The 18,195-nt window shown below is 60.4% G+C and carries 13 protein-coding genes; 9 read left to right on the forward strand and 4 right to left on the reverse strand.

What is annotated here, in order from left to right; translation table 11 throughout:
* The first annotated feature begins 74 nt into the window (after window positions 1-74).
* On the forward strand, window positions 75-551 hold the full coding sequence (locus NB231_RS17950; RefSeq protein ID WP_156777125.1) for an MEKHLA domain-containing protein: 477 nt from the start codon (window positions 75-77) through the stop codon (window positions 549-551).
* A 185-nt stretch (window positions 552-736) separates the two neighbouring features.
* On the opposite strand, the gene NB231_RS13425 is transcribed toward NB231_RS17950, so the two are convergent.
* Together NB231_RS13425 and NB231_RS13430 are read right to left on the reverse strand one after the other, a co-directional pair.
* Window positions 737-979: a type II toxin-antitoxin system Phd/YefM family antitoxin gene (locus tag NB231_RS13425; protein WP_005003808.1), complete on the reverse strand. Its 243-nt coding sequence runs from the start codon at window positions 977-979 to the stop codon at window positions 737-739.
* 92 nt (window positions 980-1,071) lie between these two features.
* Window positions 1,072-2,883, reverse strand: a complete 1,812-nt coding sequence (locus NB231_RS13430; RefSeq protein WP_040664099.1) for a carboxypeptidase regulatory-like domain-containing protein — start codon at window positions 2,881-2,883, stop codon at window positions 1,072-1,074.
* A 526-nt stretch (window positions 2,884-3,409) separates the two neighbouring features.
* Here NB231_RS13430 and fadI point away from each other — a divergent pair.
* The 5 genes from fadI (at window position 3,410) to NB231_RS19770 (ending at window position 9,289) form a co-directional block, all read left to right on the forward strand.
* A complete protein-coding gene (gene fadI / locus NB231_RS13435; RefSeq protein WP_040664102.1) occupies window positions 3,410-4,726 on the forward strand; it encodes an acetyl-CoA C-acyltransferase FadI in 1,317 nt (438 codons plus the stop codon).
* Complete coding sequence (gene fadJ / locus NB231_RS13440; protein ID WP_232210473.1) at window positions 4,723-6,906, forward strand: fatty acid oxidation complex subunit alpha FadJ; 2,184 nt, start codon at window positions 4,723-4,725, stop codon at window positions 6,904-6,906. Before fadI ends, fadJ begins: the two co-directional genes overlap by 4 nt.
* Before the next feature lie 390 nt (window positions 6,907-7,296).
* Window positions 7,297-8,067, forward strand: coding sequence for a DEAD/DEAH box helicase family protein (locus tag NB231_RS19760; RefSeq protein WP_005003814.1), 771 nt, complete (start codon window positions 7,297-7,299; stop codon window positions 8,065-8,067).
* The gene (locus tag NB231_RS19765; protein WP_232210474.1) at window positions 8,016-8,804 is read left to right on the forward strand and encodes a DEAD/DEAH box helicase family protein; all 789 of its coding nucleotides are present in this window, start codon (window positions 8,016-8,018) and stop codon (window positions 8,802-8,804) included. Before NB231_RS19760 ends, NB231_RS19765 begins: the two co-directional genes overlap by 52 nt.
* The gene (locus NB231_RS19770) at window positions 8,777-9,289 is read left to right on the forward strand and encodes a hypothetical protein (RefSeq protein WP_005003821.1); all 513 of its coding nucleotides are present in this window, start codon (window positions 8,777-8,779) and stop codon (window positions 9,287-9,289) included. Before NB231_RS19765 ends, NB231_RS19770 begins: the two co-directional genes overlap by 28 nt.
* A 136-nt stretch (window positions 9,290-9,425) precedes the next feature.
* Here NB231_RS19770 and NB231_RS13450 read toward each other — a convergent pair whose 3' ends face one another.
* The gene (locus NB231_RS13450; RefSeq protein ID WP_005003823.1) at window positions 9,426-10,025 is read right to left on the reverse strand and encodes an REP-associated tyrosine transposase; all 600 of its coding nucleotides are present in this window, start codon (window positions 10,023-10,025) and stop codon (window positions 9,426-9,428) included.
* A 559-nt stretch (window positions 10,026-10,584) separates the two neighbouring features.
* Window positions 10,585-10,983, reverse strand: coding sequence for a hypothetical protein (locus NB231_RS19775; RefSeq protein WP_005003824.1), 399 nt, complete (start codon window positions 10,981-10,983; stop codon window positions 10,585-10,587).
* Window positions 10,984-11,029: 46 nt separating this feature from the next.
* Here NB231_RS19775 and NB231_RS19780 point away from each other — a divergent pair, with 46 nt between their 5' ends.
* From NB231_RS19780 to NB231_RS13460, 3 genes are all read left to right on the forward strand, one after another.
* Entirely contained in the window at window positions 11,030-13,312 is a 2,283-nt protein-coding gene (locus NB231_RS19780; protein WP_005003826.1) for an Eco57I restriction-modification methylase domain-containing protein, read from the forward strand.
* Window positions 13,313-13,369: 57 nt separating this feature from the next.
* The gene (locus tag NB231_RS19785; protein WP_232210475.1) at window positions 13,370-15,115 is read left to right on the forward strand and encodes a hypothetical protein; all 1,746 of its coding nucleotides are present in this window, start codon (window positions 13,370-13,372) and stop codon (window positions 15,113-15,115) included.
* 441 nt (window positions 15,116-15,556) lie between these two features.
* The gene (locus tag NB231_RS13460; RefSeq protein ID WP_005003830.1) at window positions 15,557-18,109 is read left to right on the forward strand and encodes a UvrD-helicase domain-containing protein; all 2,553 of its coding nucleotides are present in this window, start codon (window positions 15,557-15,559) and stop codon (window positions 18,107-18,109) included.
* Window positions 18,110-18,195: the final 86 nt, after the last annotated feature.

Genomic DNA, 18,195 nt, shown 5'->3' on the forward strand with positions numbered 1-18,195 from the left:
TGGGCTAGTGTGGGAGAAGCGGGGCCGTGAGGCTTCGCCTTACCCCGATTGGGTTACCAGAGAAACATCCGCATATGAAAGAGATTAGTAAGCCTTGCCCAGAGAATGACTATCTTGGCGAACATGCGGAATTGATCTTGTCGAGCCTGTTTCGTATGACGGGTAGGAATTTGGTCGATCCCACGCTATCTGATAAAGACCGCTATCGATCGCTATTCGAAGCACCATTTGCTATTGTCTCACACAATACGGAAGTTGATCCGGTCTTCAACTATGGCAATAAAATTGCGTTAGAACTCTTCGAGATGAAATGGGTTGATTTTGTCAACTTGCCATCGAGGATTTCAGCAGAGCAGCAAATCAGAGAAGAAAGACAGCAACTGCTTGCACGTGTAACCAAGTATGGTTTTATAGAAGACTATAAAGGTGTGCGAATATCTTCTTCAGGAAAGCGGTTTCTCGTTGAAGATTCTATTGTATGGAATATGATAGATCAGAATGGTACTTATCGTGGTCAAGCCGCTGTTCTATACAGATGGTCAAAACTATGATTATTGATGATTCTAAAAACATAAAAAATGTGCTGTTTCGCCACGCCGCTGATTTGCGTTTTGTCGTTTTGCTGATTGGTATCGCAGTGTTTCGGTTCGTACCTTGAACTCGGCAGGCCGGTGAGTGGGGGCAGGTCTCGGGGCGAGGTCTGCTGGAACGGTCACGGCCGAGACGCTGCGTCACGTCAGAAGCGTGCAAGGATGCGCGATCTCTTCGGCAGCGGCGCCTCCAGAACGGTCTCACCCTGAATGTCGAGCGTGTTGACTTCTTCGGTGATGTCCGGCAAAGGCCCGCGCGCGGCAACATGCCGCACCAGCTCACTCGGTGGATGCCCCCTGCGCAGGATCGCCACCCTGTCGCCAGCTTCCGCCCGATCCAGCAGTTCGCTCAAGCGCCGTCGCGCTTCTGTTAGGCTAATCTCTATCATCGCTTTCCATACTTGTACATAAAGTATGTACAAGTATGAGCCGGCCGAATTACGTGCGCAGTGGGCTTCCGGTCACTACAGATAAGCTCGGTTCAGCGCGGGTGGGTTTGCTCCACCCGATCCTTCCCTCCGCCTTCCGGATCCAAGCAAATGAACGAAGGAACCCCGTCTTCGATGGCGTAGGCCGGGAGGTTCGACGAGCTCGAGCAGACCTTGCCGTCGTCGGTGAACACCAGGTCACGGAGCCAAGTGACGCGAGTCGGGCTCGGGTAGCTAACGAAGCGCTCCTCGCGTGGAATGAAGCGCAGGATGCGATCGGACATATTGGCGGTGATCCAGACGTCTCCGGTCTCGCGCTGAACGTTGAGCGCGTAGGGGGTCTCGTATTCGTCCGGCGAGAGCGTTGGTAGTGGGTAGACCTTGAACTCGGCGGTGGTGGGGTCGAAGCGCAGCAGGGCACTTTCGTCGAAGGAGGGAATCCAAAGGATTCCATCGGCGTCGAAGCGCGGGCGCCTGGGCCCCTTGAGTGGCGTGTCGTACTCGGTGATCTCCAGCGTCTTTGGATCGACGTGGCCGATCTTGTCCGCCCATACTTTTGTGTACCAGACACCGCCATCCCTCGGATTGATGTCGATGCCGTAGGGCAGATTGAAGAGATCCTGGTACTCGATGCCATCGAGCAACTTGTGCGGTGAAAGCTCAATGGGCTTATTGCCGCGCGGTGTTCGAGCCGCGTACCCGAGCAGCGCCGGAAAGAAAGTATCGGTGACCCAACGCCAAAAACCGTTGTGCGGAAGCTGCAGCACCTGGAGCTCTTTGGTCTGCGGGTCGAAGCGTCCCACTTGGTTTGACACGGCAATCGTGAACCAAACGATCCCTTTGTTGTCGATACGGATGGTGTGCGGATAGAGCGCACCCTTGCCGATCTCAATCACCTCGAACTCCTTGCGCTGCGGATCGAAGCCCATCAAGGTTGCCGAAAGGGCATTGGTGATCCAAAAACGCCCGTCCTCAGCTTGCACGAGGCTATGCGGTCCGTGCTTACCGGTGAAGATCCCAATTGGCAGCGCCGCGCCCGAGAACATTCCGCCCACCGGTAAATCCGAATCGGGTAGGGGGATCTCTTCGACTTCGGCCGTCTCGCGATCGAGCACCCAGACGACGTCGTGGCCCTCGTCCACGCCGTAGAGCTTTCCGTCTGCGCCGACCACGGTGTCATGGATGAAGGACATACCGTCGCCAACTAGCCACTCTTCGATCTTGGCACGCGCGAGTTCGGGGCTGGCGTCGTAGGTCTGAACGATGTCGATCGGCTGCCCGTCGAAGCCGGTTGCAAGCACTTCGCTGAACCGCTCGACCTGGGCGTCCGTGACGATCGCCATGTAGCCTTCCATTTTTTTTATCGATTTCTTCCAGGAATTCACACTTCGCTTGCCTCGGGTGAGCGGGTCTCCGATCTGGTGGCAGTAGTTGCACTGCGCGATGAAGGGTTGACGCTCCACGGCGTCATGCCACGGGAGCGACGTGAGGTGCGCCGATGCGGGAAGCGCGTTGGAGCGGTCGAGCTCGGATTCGAACGGACCGATCTGCAGATCGAGCGTTCGCCGATCATTGCGGTCGAGCGTCAACCTCTGCGTTTGATCGGCGAAGTTCGGGACTCGCGCCCGGACCGTCAGCTCGCCACCGAAGCTGACGTCGATGAAATACCGCCCATCGCCATTGGTGAAGACGGTCTCCTTGCGCAGCCGATCGGTGCTGAACACCGTCACCATCGCGCCGTTGATCGGTTGATCCGCCGGCGTGGTTACGATTCCCTCCAACGTCCCTGCCCGTGCCGGCACTGCGCGCTCGAGGGCCATGACGCAGAAGTAGAGCAAAAAGAGTTGTCGCAACGTTCGGTTCACTCTTCTACCACCTATATTGCCCCAGTTGAGCACGGCCAGGTCATTCCGTTCGGCTGGTGAGCCGGTCATTTGGTGGAGTTGATCGCCGGTTTCCGCGCCCAGATTTGGGGCTTAAGCGGGTTGTCGCAGATGGCCGCGCTCCGCTTGCATATCGGCCGTGGGCCGCGCGCACGCCCCAGCTTGGAGCGAGCCTGGCTGGCCATGCCTTATTGCAGCAACTGTTCAATGACATTTCCGAGGTTTATGAGGTTTTTTTCGCTGGAATCCGCAGCCCCAGAGTATAAGCGGAATTCGAAGTGAAATTGGGCGCCGGTAATCTTGGTCCTGGAGCGCGCCCGCCAATTCCCCGGTTCTGTGCCGGATCAAGGGTGATGGCACCGATGCATTCGCGATGCAGGGCTAGGCGGTTATAGTGTCGAAAGTGGGACTGGTTCCGGGGCGAGGGTTGGGGTGACGATTGCATGGAGATGGCGGTATGACGGCTGGGCAACATCCCGATATGGACGAATCGGCCACTGGTGCAGAAATGCGTGACGCGCACCGCCACCCAATGCGCTCCGGGGCGGCCGAGCGGGTCGCCGTGGTTGCGGGGCTGCGTACGCCGTTTGCCCGACAGCTTACGGCCTACCGCGATCTCAATCCCGTCCAGCTTGGTACGCTGGTCACTAACGAGCTGCTGGCCCGTATGGAATTCGACCCCAAGCTGATCGAGCGGGTGGTCTTCGGTCAGGTTCTGGCCTTACCCGAAGCGCCCAACATCGCCCGGGAGGTGGTGCTGCGGGCGGGATTGGACCCGATGACCGATGCCTACAGCGTGACGCGCGCCTGTGCCACCAGCTTTCAGGCTACGGCGGATATTGCGCAGGCCATACGCCTCGGTGACATCGAGGTGGGGTTGGCCGGTGGTGCGGATACGACCTCGGTTCTGCCGATTCGGCTCTCGACGCGGCTCGCCGGTGCCCTGCTGAGAGCCTCGAAGGCGAAGACGCTGCCCAAGCGATTGGCGGCGTTTCGCGCGTTGCGTCCCAAGGATTTTATGCCGCGCTATCCGGCCGTGCGGGATTACACCACTGAGCTGAGCATGGGAGAGATTGGCGAGCAAATGGCGAAGAGTCATGGCATCAGCCGCGCGCGGCAAGATGAGTTCGCACTGCGCTCGCACCGTTTAGCTCATCAAGCCTGGGAGGCGGGCAAGCTGGACGGCGAGGTGATGCATGCCTTCGTGGGTGAGGACCGCCAGCCTATCCACCGCGATAACAACATTCGCGGCGATACGTCGCTGGAAGCGTTGGCCAAGCTCAAACCGGCGTTTGATCGCCGGCACGGCACGGTCACGGCCGGCAACTCCACGCCCTTGACCGATGGCGCGAGCGCTCTGGTGCTGATGAAGGACAGCCGCGCCCGCGCACTTGGCTACGAGCCCTTGGGCTGGATCCGCTCCTGGGCATTCGCGGCGGTGAACCCTTTCCATGATGCGCTCATGGGGCCAAGTTACGTGACGCCGATCGCGCTCGAGCGGGCCGGTCTGCGGCTCGAGGAGCTGACTCTGATCGATATCCATGAAGCCTTCGCCTCCCAGACGCTTGCTAATCTCAAGTATTGGCCGGATCCGAACTTCGCCCGCGAGCAACTGGGCCGGGATGAGCCGATCGGCGAGGTGGATTGGGAGCGGCTTAACGTGCTCGGTGGATCCATCGCCTACGGTCATCCGTTCGCCGCTACCGGCGGGCGCATGATCGTGCAAACGCTGCGCGAGCTGCGCCGGCGCGGCGGGGGTACCGCCTTGGTGACGGCTTGCGCGGCCGGCGGCCTCGGTGCTGCCATGGTTCTGGAGGTGGCATGATGGCAACGCATGAGGCATCGGTGCGAGGTTCGGATACGCCGCGGCCGGCGTTGTGCCTCGAGCGGCGCGAGGATGGCATCGCCTGCATCCGGATCGATTGTCCGGGACAGAGTCAGAATACGCTCGGGCGTGCGGAGATGAACCAGGCCAGCCAGCTGCTCGATCGCCTGGAGCGCGATGAGTCGGTCAAAGGAATTATCTTTATCAGCGGCAAGGCCGGCTCGTTCGTCGCCGGCGTCGATATCCATCTATTTGAGGCTTTCAAAAGCGCCGCAGAGGCCAGTGCCCTCTCCGCTGAGGGGCAAGCAATCTTTGATCGCATCGCGGCTTTTCGGGTGCCTGTGGTGGCCGCCATCGACGGAGTGTGCTTCGGTGGCGGCCTGGAATTGGCGCTGGCCTGTCATGCCCGGGTGTGCACGGGCAGCGAGCAGACTCGTTTGGGTCTGCCCGAAGTTCAGCTCGGCCTGCTGCCCGGCGGTGGCGGCACCCAGCGGTTGCCGCGGTTGATCGGCCTGCCGGCGGCGCTCGATCTGATGCTGACGGGCAAGCGTTTGCGCGCGACGCAGGCACAACGACTCGGGTTGGTCGACGACCGGGTGCCGACATCGATCCTCCTGGATACGGCGCTGCAGTGGGTCGAGGTTTGCCAACGCGGCCGGGTTCGACGCGGTGGCGGTTGGCTCCAAGCGCTGACGGCTTGGGCGCTACGAGGCAATCCGCTGGGCCGCGCCATGGTCTTCAAGCAGGCGCGCAAACAAGTAGCGGCGCGTACCCAAGGCAACTATCCGGCACCAACACGTCTCATCGAGTGCGTGGAGCGCGGTCTGAGCGAAGGAATTGAGCCGGGGCTCAAGGCCGAGGCGCAAGCGTTCGGCGAGCTGGCGATGACCCCCCAGGCGCGTCAGCTCATCAATTTGTACTTCGCCACCAGCGCCATGAAAAAAGACACCGGCGTGGCCGACCCGGATGTGGAGCCTAGGGCGGTGCGGCGGGTAGGGGTGCTGGGCGCCGGGCTGATGGGCGCGGGGATCAGCTTCGTGACCGCCGCGCGGGCCAAAGTACCCGTGCGTCTCAAGGATGTCGAGCCCAAGGGCCTTGCCAGCGGATTGAAGTACATCGATGAGCGCATCGATCAGCGCCTAAGTCGGCATGCCATCAGCCGCTTCGAGGCGGAGCGGGCGCGCTGCCGGGTTACCCCGACCCTGGATTTCAGTGGCTGCCGCAGCCTGGATCTGGTCATCGAGGCGGTGTTCGAAGATCTCGAACTCAAACATCGGATGATTCGCGAGGTGGAGGCGAACTGCAACGCGGATGTCATTTTCGCCAGCAACACCTCGTCGCTGCCGCTCGCTCGGATTGCGCAGGCCGCCGAGCGGCCGCAGAACGTCATCGGCCTGCATTATTTCTCGCCGGTGGATCGCATGCCGTTGTTGGAGGTCATCGCCCACGAGCGTACCGCGCCGGAGGTGATCGCCACGGCGATGGCTTTCGGCCGGGCGCAAGGCAAGACACCGATCGTGGTGCGCGATGGGGTCGGCTTCTACGTCAACCGCATCCTGGCTCCCTATCTCAACGAGGCCGTGCATCTGCTGGAGGAGGGGGTGGCCATCGATCGCATCGATCAGGCGCTGGTGCGCTTCGGCTTTCCAGTGGGTCCGTTCAAGCTGCTGGATGAGGTGGGGATCGACATTATTGCTAAGGTGGCTCCCGTCCTGCATGAGGCTTTCGGCGAGCGCATGCGGCCGGTGAGTGCGGTCGAGCGAATGCTCGAGGCGGACCGGCTCGGCAAGAAAAACGGCCGTGGATTTTACCGCTACGGCGGCAAGCGCAGCGGCAAAGAAGTCGATGAGAGCGTCTATGGCCTATTGGCGGTGAGCACCCGGCAGGAGATGGCTGATACGGCGATCGTCGAGCGCACGCTCATCCTCCTACTCAACGAGGCGGCCCGTTGTCTGGATGAGGGGATCATTCGGGAGGCGCGTGACGGCGATGTCGGGGCGGTATTCGGCATCGGCTTTCCACCGTTTCTGGGCGGGCCTTTTCGGTATATGGACAGCCGCGGCCTCGATGCCGTGGCGAGCGCACTCGCGGGTTTCGAATCCAGCGTGGGCCGCCGCTACGCACCAGCCCCGCTGGTGAGCGCCATGGCCCGGGAGCCGCGTCGTTTCTACCCGGGTTAGGGCCTGTTGCCAACCACTCCGGCTTCTGAAGCTTACAATGCACTCAGTGCTCCGTGAGGCGATGCGGTAGAGCTAGGCCTCCAAAACCCGCTCAGCCGGTGCAGTGTCGAAAGGCATCACCTGGCCTTCTACTCGCATTCCCATGACGAACGCAGCAAAAGGCGCACAGAGCGAGCCTAGCGGTAGTCCTCGTTGATTATCAGCTTCCTGCCTGCCAACCCCACTTAACCGCAGCATTTTTCAGCGAATGGCCCGCAAAAATCGTATCTGCCGGGCGGTAGGCGGTTGGCGATCGGGCAGGTAGAACAGATGGTCGTACTCACAGAGGTATATCAGGCTCGCTTGTGATAGCCGCCACCGATTCGTGACGCCGAGTGGCGCATCAGGCGCGTGGACTATAGCTCGGACGGGGGCTATGTGCTCGCCTGCGGAGGGCTCTCCGAGCTGGTCCAGGGTAGAGAAGGGCTCTTCTTAAACAAGCTGGACGATGTCCGCATCCTGGACCCGAAGGGCACCGGGCTGGTGGACGATACTTCCAGCAACTTTGGTGCCAGCCTCCTGTACATCGATTCCCTGCTGCGTAAGACCGCCCCTTCGGATGAGTGCATTCATCTCGGTCACCGGGCGGCTATCGACGAGTTACCCTATCAGCTCGACCCGACGCTGCAGGCCCTGGCACAGCCGCACCAGCGGCTCCTGATCGCCGACGCGGTTGGCCTCGGTAAGACCCTCGAAGCCGGCATTCTCGCCAGCGAGCTGATCGCCCGCGGTCGCGGCAAGCGCATCCTGGTGCTGGCGGTCAAGTCCATGCTAGCGCAGTTCCAGCAGGAGTTCTGGAACCGCTTCACCATTCCCCTGGTGCGGCTGGACTCGGTGGGCCTGCAACGGGTGCGCAGCCGCATCCCGGCGAACCACAATCCGTTCCACTATTTCGATCGCGCCATTATCTCTATCGATACCCTCAAACAGGACATCGAGTATCGCCACCATTTGGAGCAGGCTTACTGGGACATCATCATCGACGAGGCGCACAACGTCGCCGAACGGGGCCGCCACTCCCAGCGCGCCGGCAGGCGAAGCTCCTGGCGACCCGCTCGGATACGCTCATCATGCTCTCCGCTACACCCCATGACGGCAAGGCGGAGAGCTTTGCCAGCCTAGTGAACATGCTGGACCCGACCGCCATCGCCAACCCCGCTGATTACACCCAGCACGATTATCGCGATAAGAGCCTGGTTATCCGCCGTTTCAAAAAGGATGTCCGGGATCAGCTCCAGGGCAATTTCCCGGAGCGGCAAATCGAGGTGGTGAAGACCCAGGCTACCGCAGCGGAAGAAGAAGCCTACGCCCGGCTGATGGACGTCTCGTTCCATAACCTGGATGGGCGTGGGCAAGGCGTCGGTCAGCTCTTCCGCACAACCCTGGAGAAAGCCCTGTTCCCCAGCCCGGCGGCTTGCCTGTCCACTGTGCGCAACCGCATGGCCCGCCTGCGAAAGCGCCTGGAGAAGGAGCGTGACGGCGAGCGTCAGACCACCTTGGTCGAAGACTTGGATACTTTGCAGGGCCTGGAAGTCGAGCTGCAGGCCATTACCCCGGAGCAGTTCAGCAAGTACCAACTCCTGCGCCGACAGCTCTGCGACGGGTTGGGTTGGGCCCCCATGGATCCGAATGACCGCCTGGTCCTTTTCACCGAAAGCCTGGTGACGCTGGACTTTCTGGCCAAGCGTCTGCCCGACGATCTTAAACTCAACACGGCCACTTCGTCCTCACGCCGGACAAGGCCCGAATCAGCGCCGAGATCCGCCGCGTCCGGCAGGAAGAGGGCACCGCCTGGCCCACGCTGCACTACATCTGGCCGCTGCACCCGGTCATGGAATGGCTCTCCGACCGCGTGCTGAACGCCTTCGGCCGGCACACCGCACCGGTCATCCGTCTGCCGGACAAATTGGCGGCCGATGAGCACATTATTCTCATGCACGGCGGCTTCCCGAACCGCCGCGGCCATGTGCTGATACAGGACTGGGTCGGCGTGCGCCTGCAAGGCACTCAGGTGGTGGAGCAGCTCGACTGGGTCGATGTGGCGAGCCGCCTTGATCTCCGCCCCGGCAAGCTCGCCAACCGCGGCCAAGCCGGCGACACCGCGGCGCTGCGTGCACTGCTGCTGCCGCCGGCGGTCGACGTCGCCTGCCTTCGCCTGCGGGCGCTCAAGGAGCGCTTCGAGGTCGAACGCAAGGATGCCCTCGAGGCCCAGCGCCAGCACCACATCGACCGCGTGTTCCGCGACTACCGGGATTGGCTCGACAACACCCAGACTACTGAAGACGACCCTTACTTACAGGCCGTCGCGGTATTTACCGGTCAAACGGCAAAGGAACAGGGTTAATGCCTCGATTCCTGTATCTGGCCCGCCTTTCCGAGGACCGCGGGCATCCTGCCCGCCACACGGCCGGCAGGCCGTGTGGATTGTCGATGCGGGCAAGATGGCCGCGGTCCAGCGAGACGCCTGCGGACCGTGCTGATCATCCAGACCAGGGCCAGTCCTCAGCCGTAGCGATCAAGCCGGCCTTGACGGGGTTCTGGCGTATGTAATGGATACAGGCATCCAGATGCGCTTGATCACGGATATAGCGATCAAAGTAGTCAGGCATCCACAGTCTGCCGGTACGGTCCAGCTTTTTGTTGATCTGCCGGGCGGTGTAGGACTTCCACGAATGCACGATGGCGGGCAAGGAATGCCCCTTTTCTGCTAGCTCCAGCAACACATGGACATGGTTCGGCATGACACACCAGGCCAGGAGCCGGTACCGCGCGCCGTCAAAATGCAGCAATGCCTTCTGAACGATCTGGGCAATGGCTGGGACTTGCAAGTGGCAAGCGCCATGACCGGCATCGGCGTATTGCTCGACGCTTTCCTGAAGTGCAGCCGCGCGTTCTGACTGGATTGTGTGCTGGGTATCTGTTTCGAGTTCCTGTTTCCAGCACTCTATCAGCACCTTGGGGACCGCGTCAGCGAGCCTGAAAGTCACGAACTGGGTCAGTTGCGTGGCATCGAGGTGAGGCAGGTAGCCGCGTGAATGCCAGCCTTTGGGTTCGGACGGGTTGGGTGTTTTGGATTTCATCGTGTGCGGCTGGTGCGGCGAGAGCTGTTGTCGCTCTGGTTTGTATCACGATGAATGATTGCTTTGCGAGGGCCAACAAGGACCGCAGGCATCCTGCCCGCCACACGGCCGGCAGGCCGTGCTATGCAGGGGAATGCGGGCAAGATGCCCGCGGTCCGGCAAGATGCTCACAGTCTTGGCACTGCAACATGGAGGTAGTTGCCGGATGCACCACATCGGCCTGATCAACGACAACGAGTTCTATTCCGAGCACTACCTTGCCGAGATCTTCGCCGGCGATATCCGCGGCGTGCTGGATGCCTGGCAGGCCCGCGAAACCAAGGCCCGGGAGGCGGCCAAGACCAACGGCGCGGGTGGCGCCGCCTACGCCGGTTATCGCACCCCCGCCAACCGGCTCGCCGGCCTCGCCCGCGAGCTGCTGCAGCGCATCGAAGGCACCGAGCGCCAGCGCCAGGGCACCGAGCGCGTGCGCGCAAGCCGCGCCGTCACGCGCCGGTTGTTGGAGATATTCGAGCTGCCCTTGCTCGGCGAGCTGCGCTCCGGCCAGGGCGAACCGCTGTTATGGATATTGGAAGCCCTGCCCGGCTTCGGCGAGGAGGCGGACCAGAATCCGCTCGCCTGCGCCATCCAGCCCGAACAGCTCAAAACCCTGAGCGACGAACCGCTGCCCAAAGACATCGGCGCAGCCGACGCACCCGACTGGCAGAAGCGCCTGAGCCAGCAGGTCTTCAGCCAGCCCAGCCCGCCGCGCTGGGTTTTGCTCACCGGCTTGCGCCAATGGCTGCTGCTCGATCGCGCCAAGTTCGCTCAGCACCGCCTGTTGCGCTTTGATTGGATGGAGCTGTGCAGTCGCCGGGAGACGGAATCCCTCAAAGCCGTGAGCGCTTTGCTGCACCGGCAATCCCTGCTTGCGAGCCAAGGCCAGGCCCTGCTCGACACCCTGGACGAGAACGCCCACAAGCACGCTACAGCGTTTCCGAGGATCTCAAGTACGCCTTGCGCGAGTGCATCGAGCGGCTCGGCAACGAGGCCGCCGCCAGAAAAAGAGCCTCTACTCGGGAGAAGGGGCCCTCGACCCCGGCGAGCTCAGTTTGGAATGTCTGCGCTACCTCTACCGGCTGCTGTTCCTGTTCTACATCGAGGCTCGCCCGGAATTGCACTATGCGCCGGTGGCCAGCGAAACCTACCTGAAAGGCTATTCCTTGGAGCACCTGCGCGAGCTGGAGCTGATGCCGCTGACCAGCGAGGCGGAACGGGGCGGGCGCTATTTTCACGACAGCCTCGATCGGCTGTTCCATCTAGTCCACGAAGGCTATCAGCCGAAACAGGACCTGTTCGCCGAGCAAAGCCGTCAGACCGGCCGCGATGCTTTCGAGATGCAGGCGCTCAAGAGCCATCTGTTCGACCCGACCCGTACCCCCCGGCTCAACCGGGTGGTGTTCCCAAACCACCTGCTGCAGCAGGTGATCCGACTTATGTCGCTGTCGCAGGAGGGCGGGAGCGGCGCGCGCAAACGCCGCGGGCGCATCTTCTACGCCCAGCTCGGCATCAACCAGCTCGGCGCCGTCTATGAAGCGCTGCTGAGCTACCGGGGCTTCTTCGCCACAACCGATCTCTACGAGGTCAAGCCCAAAGGCGAGCGATGGGATCCGATCGGCATCGGTTTTTTCGTCAAAGCCGAGGCGCTCTCAGACTACGCCGAAGAAGAAAAAGTCTTCCTCCGGGATGAGGCCGGGCACCAGAAGCTCCTCATGCACCCCAAGGGCAGCTTCATCTACCGCTTGGCCGGGCGCGACCGACAGAAATCCGCCTCCTGCTACACGCCGGAGGTGCTCACCCGTAGCTTGGTCAAATACGCGCTTAAGGCGCTCTATAAAGAACAGCTCGACCCGCTGCCGGACGATGCCGCCCGTGCCGAGCGGGTGTTGTCCCTCACCGTCTGCGAGCCCGCGATGGGCAGCGTGGCCTTCCTGAACGAGGCCATCAACCAACTCGCGGACCAGTATCTGCAGCTGGTGCAAAGCGCGAGCGGCACGCGCATCCCTCAGCAGGACTACGCCCGCGAGAAGCAGCAGGTCAAGATGTATCTGGCCGATCAAAACGTGTTCGGCGTGGACTCGAACCCCGTGGCGGTGGAACTGGCGGAGGTCTCTTTATGGCTCAATGCCCTGTCCGCGGACCGTTTCGTGCCCTGGTTCGGCCTGCAGCTCCACCACGGCAACTCCCTGATCGGCGCCCGCCGCGAGGTCTACCGCCGCGCTCAGCCCGGCCACACGAGAGATGGCAGCTGGCTTAAGACGGCTCCGGAACGCTTGCCGCTCGGCCAGACGCGGCCGCAAGGCCGCATCTGGCACTTTCTGCTGCCCGATGCCGGCATGGCCAAGTACACGGCCAGGGATGTTAGGGCACTCTACCCCAATCAAATCAGGAGTATCGAAAGCTGGCGTAGACAATTCACCCGGCCTTTCAGTCAGGACCATATCGCCCGGTTGGAAAAGCTCAGCGCGCGCATCGTGGAGCTTTGGGACCACCACGCCGCCAACCTCGCCGAATTGCGCCGGCGCACCACCGACCCCTACGCCATCCGCGGCCGCGCCGCCCGCGGCGAGCGCACCAGTCTGGAATACAAAGACACCGCTATGGACCAGGAGCTGCTGGCGAACGAGCTGGCGAACGAGCTGGAGAACGCCAGTGCCTACCGCCGCTTGAAACTCGCCATGGATTACTGGTGTGCGCTGTGGTTCTGGCCCATCGCGGCCGCCGCCGAGCTGCCGGAGCGGGATGAATGGCTGCTGAATCTGGAGAACCTGCTGCTCGGCGACACCGTGGCCACCCACTGCGTGGGCGAGCCGATCCAGCTCTACGCCGCCACCAACCCGGAGGCGGGCCGGCGCTTTATGGATAAGTTCGGCGTGGTCAATTTCAAAGGGCTGTTCGCCGCCTTCCCGCGCCTGGCAATGGCCGATGGCATTGCTCGCCGGCGCAAGTTCTTCCACTGGGAGCTCGCCTTCGCCGACATCTTCCGCGACCGCGGCGGCTTTGATTTGATTCTGGGCAATCCACCCTGGATCAAGGTGGAGTGGAGCTCCGGCGACATGCTGGGCGACTACGAACCACGTTTTGTCATCCGTAAGCTTACCGCGCCGCAGCTCGCCCGGCTGCGCGACGAGACCTTCGAGCGCATCCCGGCGCTGAAGCCGGGCTGGACCGAGGAGTTCGAGGAATCGGAAGGCACGCAGAATTTTCTCAACGCGCAGGTGAACTACCCGCAGCTGCGCGGCGTGTAAACCAACCTTTACAAGTGTTTCCTGCCACGGGCGTTGGCCAATGGTAGCGAGAAGGGCGTGAGCGGTTTTCTGCATCCGGAAGGCGTGTATGACGACTCCAAGGGCGGGGTGTTCCGGCGCGAGCTGTACCCGCGGTTGCGGGGGCATTTTCAGTTTGCAAACGAACTGACGCTTTTTGCTGAGGTGGACCATCACACGCGATACAGCATCAACGTCTGCGGGCCGTTACGCGCGCACATTGGTTTTCAGAACATCGCCAATCTCTTCATACCGCAAACGATTGACGCCTCCTTCTCAGACGACGGCGGGGACGCGGTACCGGGTATCAAGGAAGAGGTGGAGCAGCCAAACGGTGCGATCAAGACCGTCTGGAACACTAACGGCCACCGCGACCGCATCATCGAGATCGGTGCCCGTGAGCTGGGGCTGTTCGCCCGGCTCTACGACGAAGCCGGCACCGACGCTCTGGAAGCCCGCCTGCCCGCACTGCACGCCCGGCAGCTGCTGAGCGTACTGGAGAAGTTCGCTGCTCAGCCCCGGCGGCTGGGGGATCTAAAGGGCGAATACCTATCGCTGGAGATGTGGCACGAGCCCAACGCCCAGAAAGACGGCACCATCAAGCGGGAAACCCGCTTCCCTGATAGCCCGGAGCAATGGGTCCTTTCCGGTCCGCACTTCTTCGTCGGCAGTCCGTTCTACAAAACCCCGCGCGTCGAGTGCACCCAGAACAGCCACTACGACGTTCTCGACCTGCAAGCCCTGCCGGACGACTACCGGCCGCGCACCAACTACGTCCCCGCCTGCGATCCCGACACCCACCGCGCCCGCGCGCCGCGGGTGCCCTGGGTGGACGAGGGGGCGAGCAGTCCGAAGCGGGTGACGGAGTATTATCGGCTCACGTCCCGGACAATGATTGGTTCTTCCTCAGAGCGGACCCTGCAAAGCGCAATTATTCAGAAGCATGTTGCGCACATAGATCTCGGCTTTTCTATCCTGCCCAAGGATAAAGAAATATTGCTTACCCTAGCTGCAGGCTATGTGTCCGTCATTTTCGATTTCTTTGTTAAAAGCACAGGAAAGGGCCATTTCCGAAATGACATAGCCGCTCTTTTGCCAGTGTTGGACTTCAAACAACACGCTATTGCTGCCTACTCGCGAATTCTGACGCTGAACGTGATCACAGTTGGATATGCAGAACTCTGGGAGACAAGCTGGCAACCCGACTTCCAGCGCCAACACTGGTCCATCGCCCCCAACAGCGACCACCCCGGTGCCCGTGTACTGCCCCAGGACTTCTTCGCCAACCTGACTCCGCGCTGGCAGCGCGACTGCGCCCTGCGCGCCGACTACGCCCGCCGCCAGACTCTGGTGGAGATCGACGTCCTCGTCGCCCAGGCCCTTGGCCTCACTCTGGACGAGCTGCTCACGATCTATCGTGTCCAGTTCCCGGTCATGCGCCAGTACGAGGCCGAAACCTACTACGATCAGGCCGGCCGCATCGTCTTCACCCCCAGCAAGGGCCTGATCGGCGTCGGCCTGCCGCGCAAGGCCAAAAAGGCTGAGCTCGCGGAAGGCACCCGCTACGCCATCCACACCGCCGGCCGCAGCGAAGCGGGCATTGCCCTCGGCTGGGAAGACATCCAAGACCTGGAGGCCGGCACCGTCACCAAGACCTTCAGCGACGACACCCTCCCGGCGGCCCCACGCGCGCACCGTCGAATACCGCCCCCCCTTCTTCAAACCCGACCGCGAACAGGACTACCGCATCGCCTGGAATGCATTCGGCGTTGGGCGCTAAAATGAGGCGCACTGACTATGTTTTTTTGTGCAAATGCCCTGAAATTCGAAAAAGCGATGCCTTTGATGTAGCCAGCCATGCAACCCACGGTCGGCTTGTTTATCAGCCAGATAAAAAACTGCCGTATGCAGACACTCTCAAAAGGGGGAATGGTGGAAGTCATCGAGGCCGACCATCAGCATGCCTGCACTCCTATGCTGCGACCGGGTCTGAGCCGGAAATTTATGCGTGGCGCCCTCAAACATTCTGGTAACAAGGTCAGGGGTAGACGGTGGGTAGCGGAGTCGAGACTACACTGCGGGGGAACACGTTAGTCACTGACATTAGGTGGACGTCCACATTGAGTGGCCCGGCAGCACCAAGCAGCTCATAACAGCGGTTATACGAAGGATAGGGCAATACATTCCCTAACCGTCAATGAATTCACGCGGCGAGTTCTTAGAACCATGAACGTACTCGAATACAAGAATTACAGAAAATCCCTCACCGCGCTTCGACGCCGTGGAGGTCGTTTTCAGAAGGCTGCTGAAAAAGCGATCGTTTACCAAGACGATTTAAAAGACGAGCGCCTCAGGAAAAAACTTCCCGTAACGAATCATGGTGAAAACAGGATCGACAAGGCTGTTAAATATGACCTTGGGGGTAATGGCTGTCGCTTAGTTACCGTGCAGGACAATGGTCGAATTTTCCTGTGTTTCGCTGGAGCCCACGACGATGTGGACAAATGGTTAGACAAAAACCGTGGTTTAACGATACGGGTGGACGAAGGCAACCGCGTTATTCCTTCTTTCGAGTCTAAAGACTATACCAACCCGGAAGAGCGGCTTCAGCGCGACGCGGGCTACACGGACAAGCCGCTAGTATCGCTTTTGCAGCAACGACATCAGGACGCCATCATGAAGGGGTTGGCCTGGTCGTTAGCCAAGGCTATTGGCGAGGCTACCGTGGAAGTCAGTGATGATGAGATCCAGCAACTCGTTGATCGTATCGAAGACCTAGTGCAACAAACCGCTGTTTTTGATGCCCTGATGTTGTTACGCGAGGAAAATATTGACGGGGCCACCAACCGGATACGTGCGTTTACTGGTGAGCTTTGCAAATTAGGCGACCAGGAGCAAAGTCTGCCCTACCTCGAGGACAGCGAATACTTCCAGAATGTTGATGTGAGCTCCGAGCATTACCAGAAACTCATCGAAAACTTCGCTCGGAACGCGGACTACAAGGACTGGATGCTGTTCATGCGCCCGGCCCAGCAGCGGTTTGTAGATGCCGACTACGCCGGCCCTGCGAAGGTGACTGGTGTCTCAGGATCCGGCAAGACAGCCGTGGTTGTACGCAGGGCCATCGCGCTCACTGAACGGTATCCGGATCAGCAAGTCCTGGTGCTGACGCTCAATCGATCCCTTGCTGTGCTGATTGAGGAATTAGTCAACACTGCTGCCTTGGAGGAGGTGCGTGATCGTATCGAGGTGTTGCCGTTCTTCATGCTCTGTCAACGCTTCCTCTACCAGTTCGAGCCCGATAATACCCGCCTATACGACGATGTTACCTGGAAGTCCAGGGAACACATCGATGCGATCTGGCGCGAATACTATCGTTGCGAGCTTCACAACTACGACGCGCGTGCCCTGCAAAAGGTCCATGACAGCCTTATCTCACGCGGGATCGATGCAGAGAGCTATATCCGCGAGGAATTCGACTGGATTCGCAGCGCTACTGCGCCAGGGAACCGAGACGCTTACCTATCGATGGAGCGTACTGGCAGGACATACCCGCTGGATGCCAATTTCCGACAAGATCTTTTGAGGGGATTGGAGAGCTGGGAAAGGAAGATGACCTTCGTTGGGGTCACCGACTATCTTGGCATTGCCAACGCGCTATATCACCATATCGATAAGATCGAGCCAAGATATCGGTGTGTTCTCGTGGATGAGTCGCAGGATTTCGGGACCATAGATTTTCAGCTTATCAGGCGACTGGTGGCAGAGGACTCCAACGATGTGTTCTTGTGTGGTGATGCCGCACAAAAAGTATCTAGCAAGCATCACAGCTTGTCGGACGCGGGTCTGGCCGTGGCCGGTTCGAGGTCACACAAACTGGTCCTCAACTACCGAAATAGTCGGCAAATATTGGAGCTTGCACACGGCATGCTGATGGACAACCTGTTTAATGAAATGCTACAGATACATGACTTCGAGATATTGGACCCGGAATACGCCAATTTTGGTGGTCCAACCCCACTCTTTCTGTCAGCAGCGAGCCTTGGTGATGAGCTTGCAGCCGCCGTGACGTACGCAAAGTCTGAAGCCGAGGAGAACTCTGCTGCAAAGATCTGCATCGCAATTTGTGGTTTCTCGGAGCACGAACTGGAAGCGTTTGCCCAAAACCAGCGCCTGCCGCTGCTCAACGGCGAGACGGATCTCAAGGGCCACCAGGTTATCGTGTCCGACCTGGAAAACACCAAGGGATTCGAATTCCACTGCATGATCATAGTCAACTGCGCGGATGGCGTTGTACCGAATCCCCGTGCGCCGGTGGAAGAGGCATTTCGTGACTTGTCGCGGCTATACGTCGCTATGACACGAGCGCGCCATCAGCTGGTACTCAGTTGTTGCGGGGCGCCATCACCCTTCTTGGAAGGACAACTCAAGCATCTGAGTCAGTATTTGTGGGAGGAGTACATCGGACAAGAGCAAGACCTTGCGCCACTTGAGCCACCGAAACGCCTGGAGCAGTTGCGGCACGATACGCCGCCACGGGATATTCTCAGCATGACAGGCGAAGAGTACTTGTACCAGGAAGATGCCATAGGATGCCCCGCGCTACTGGTGGAAAAACTCCGAAAGCTAGTTACCGGCAAGAGTCGCATCGTGCAAGGCACTCCAGCTGAGTGGCGCTCTATTTCCGCAGCGCTCAAAGATACCCGGTCTAAACCAAGGTGCAGGCAACTGTTTGGCCCGGAGGGTTACCGCGTGTTTCGAGAGTGGTTCGACAACTAGCCCAGTAAACCTACCCAACACGCCACTGAACAAAAGCTCTCGTTCTTCACCGCAACTATGAAAGTTGGCTCACTGTACCAGGGTTT

Source organism: Nitrococcus mobilis Nb-231 (assembly GCF_000153205.1).
In the GTDB taxonomy this organism is placed as follows: domain Bacteria; phylum Pseudomonadota; class Gammaproteobacteria; order Nitrococcales; family Nitrococcaceae; genus Nitrococcus; species Nitrococcus mobilis.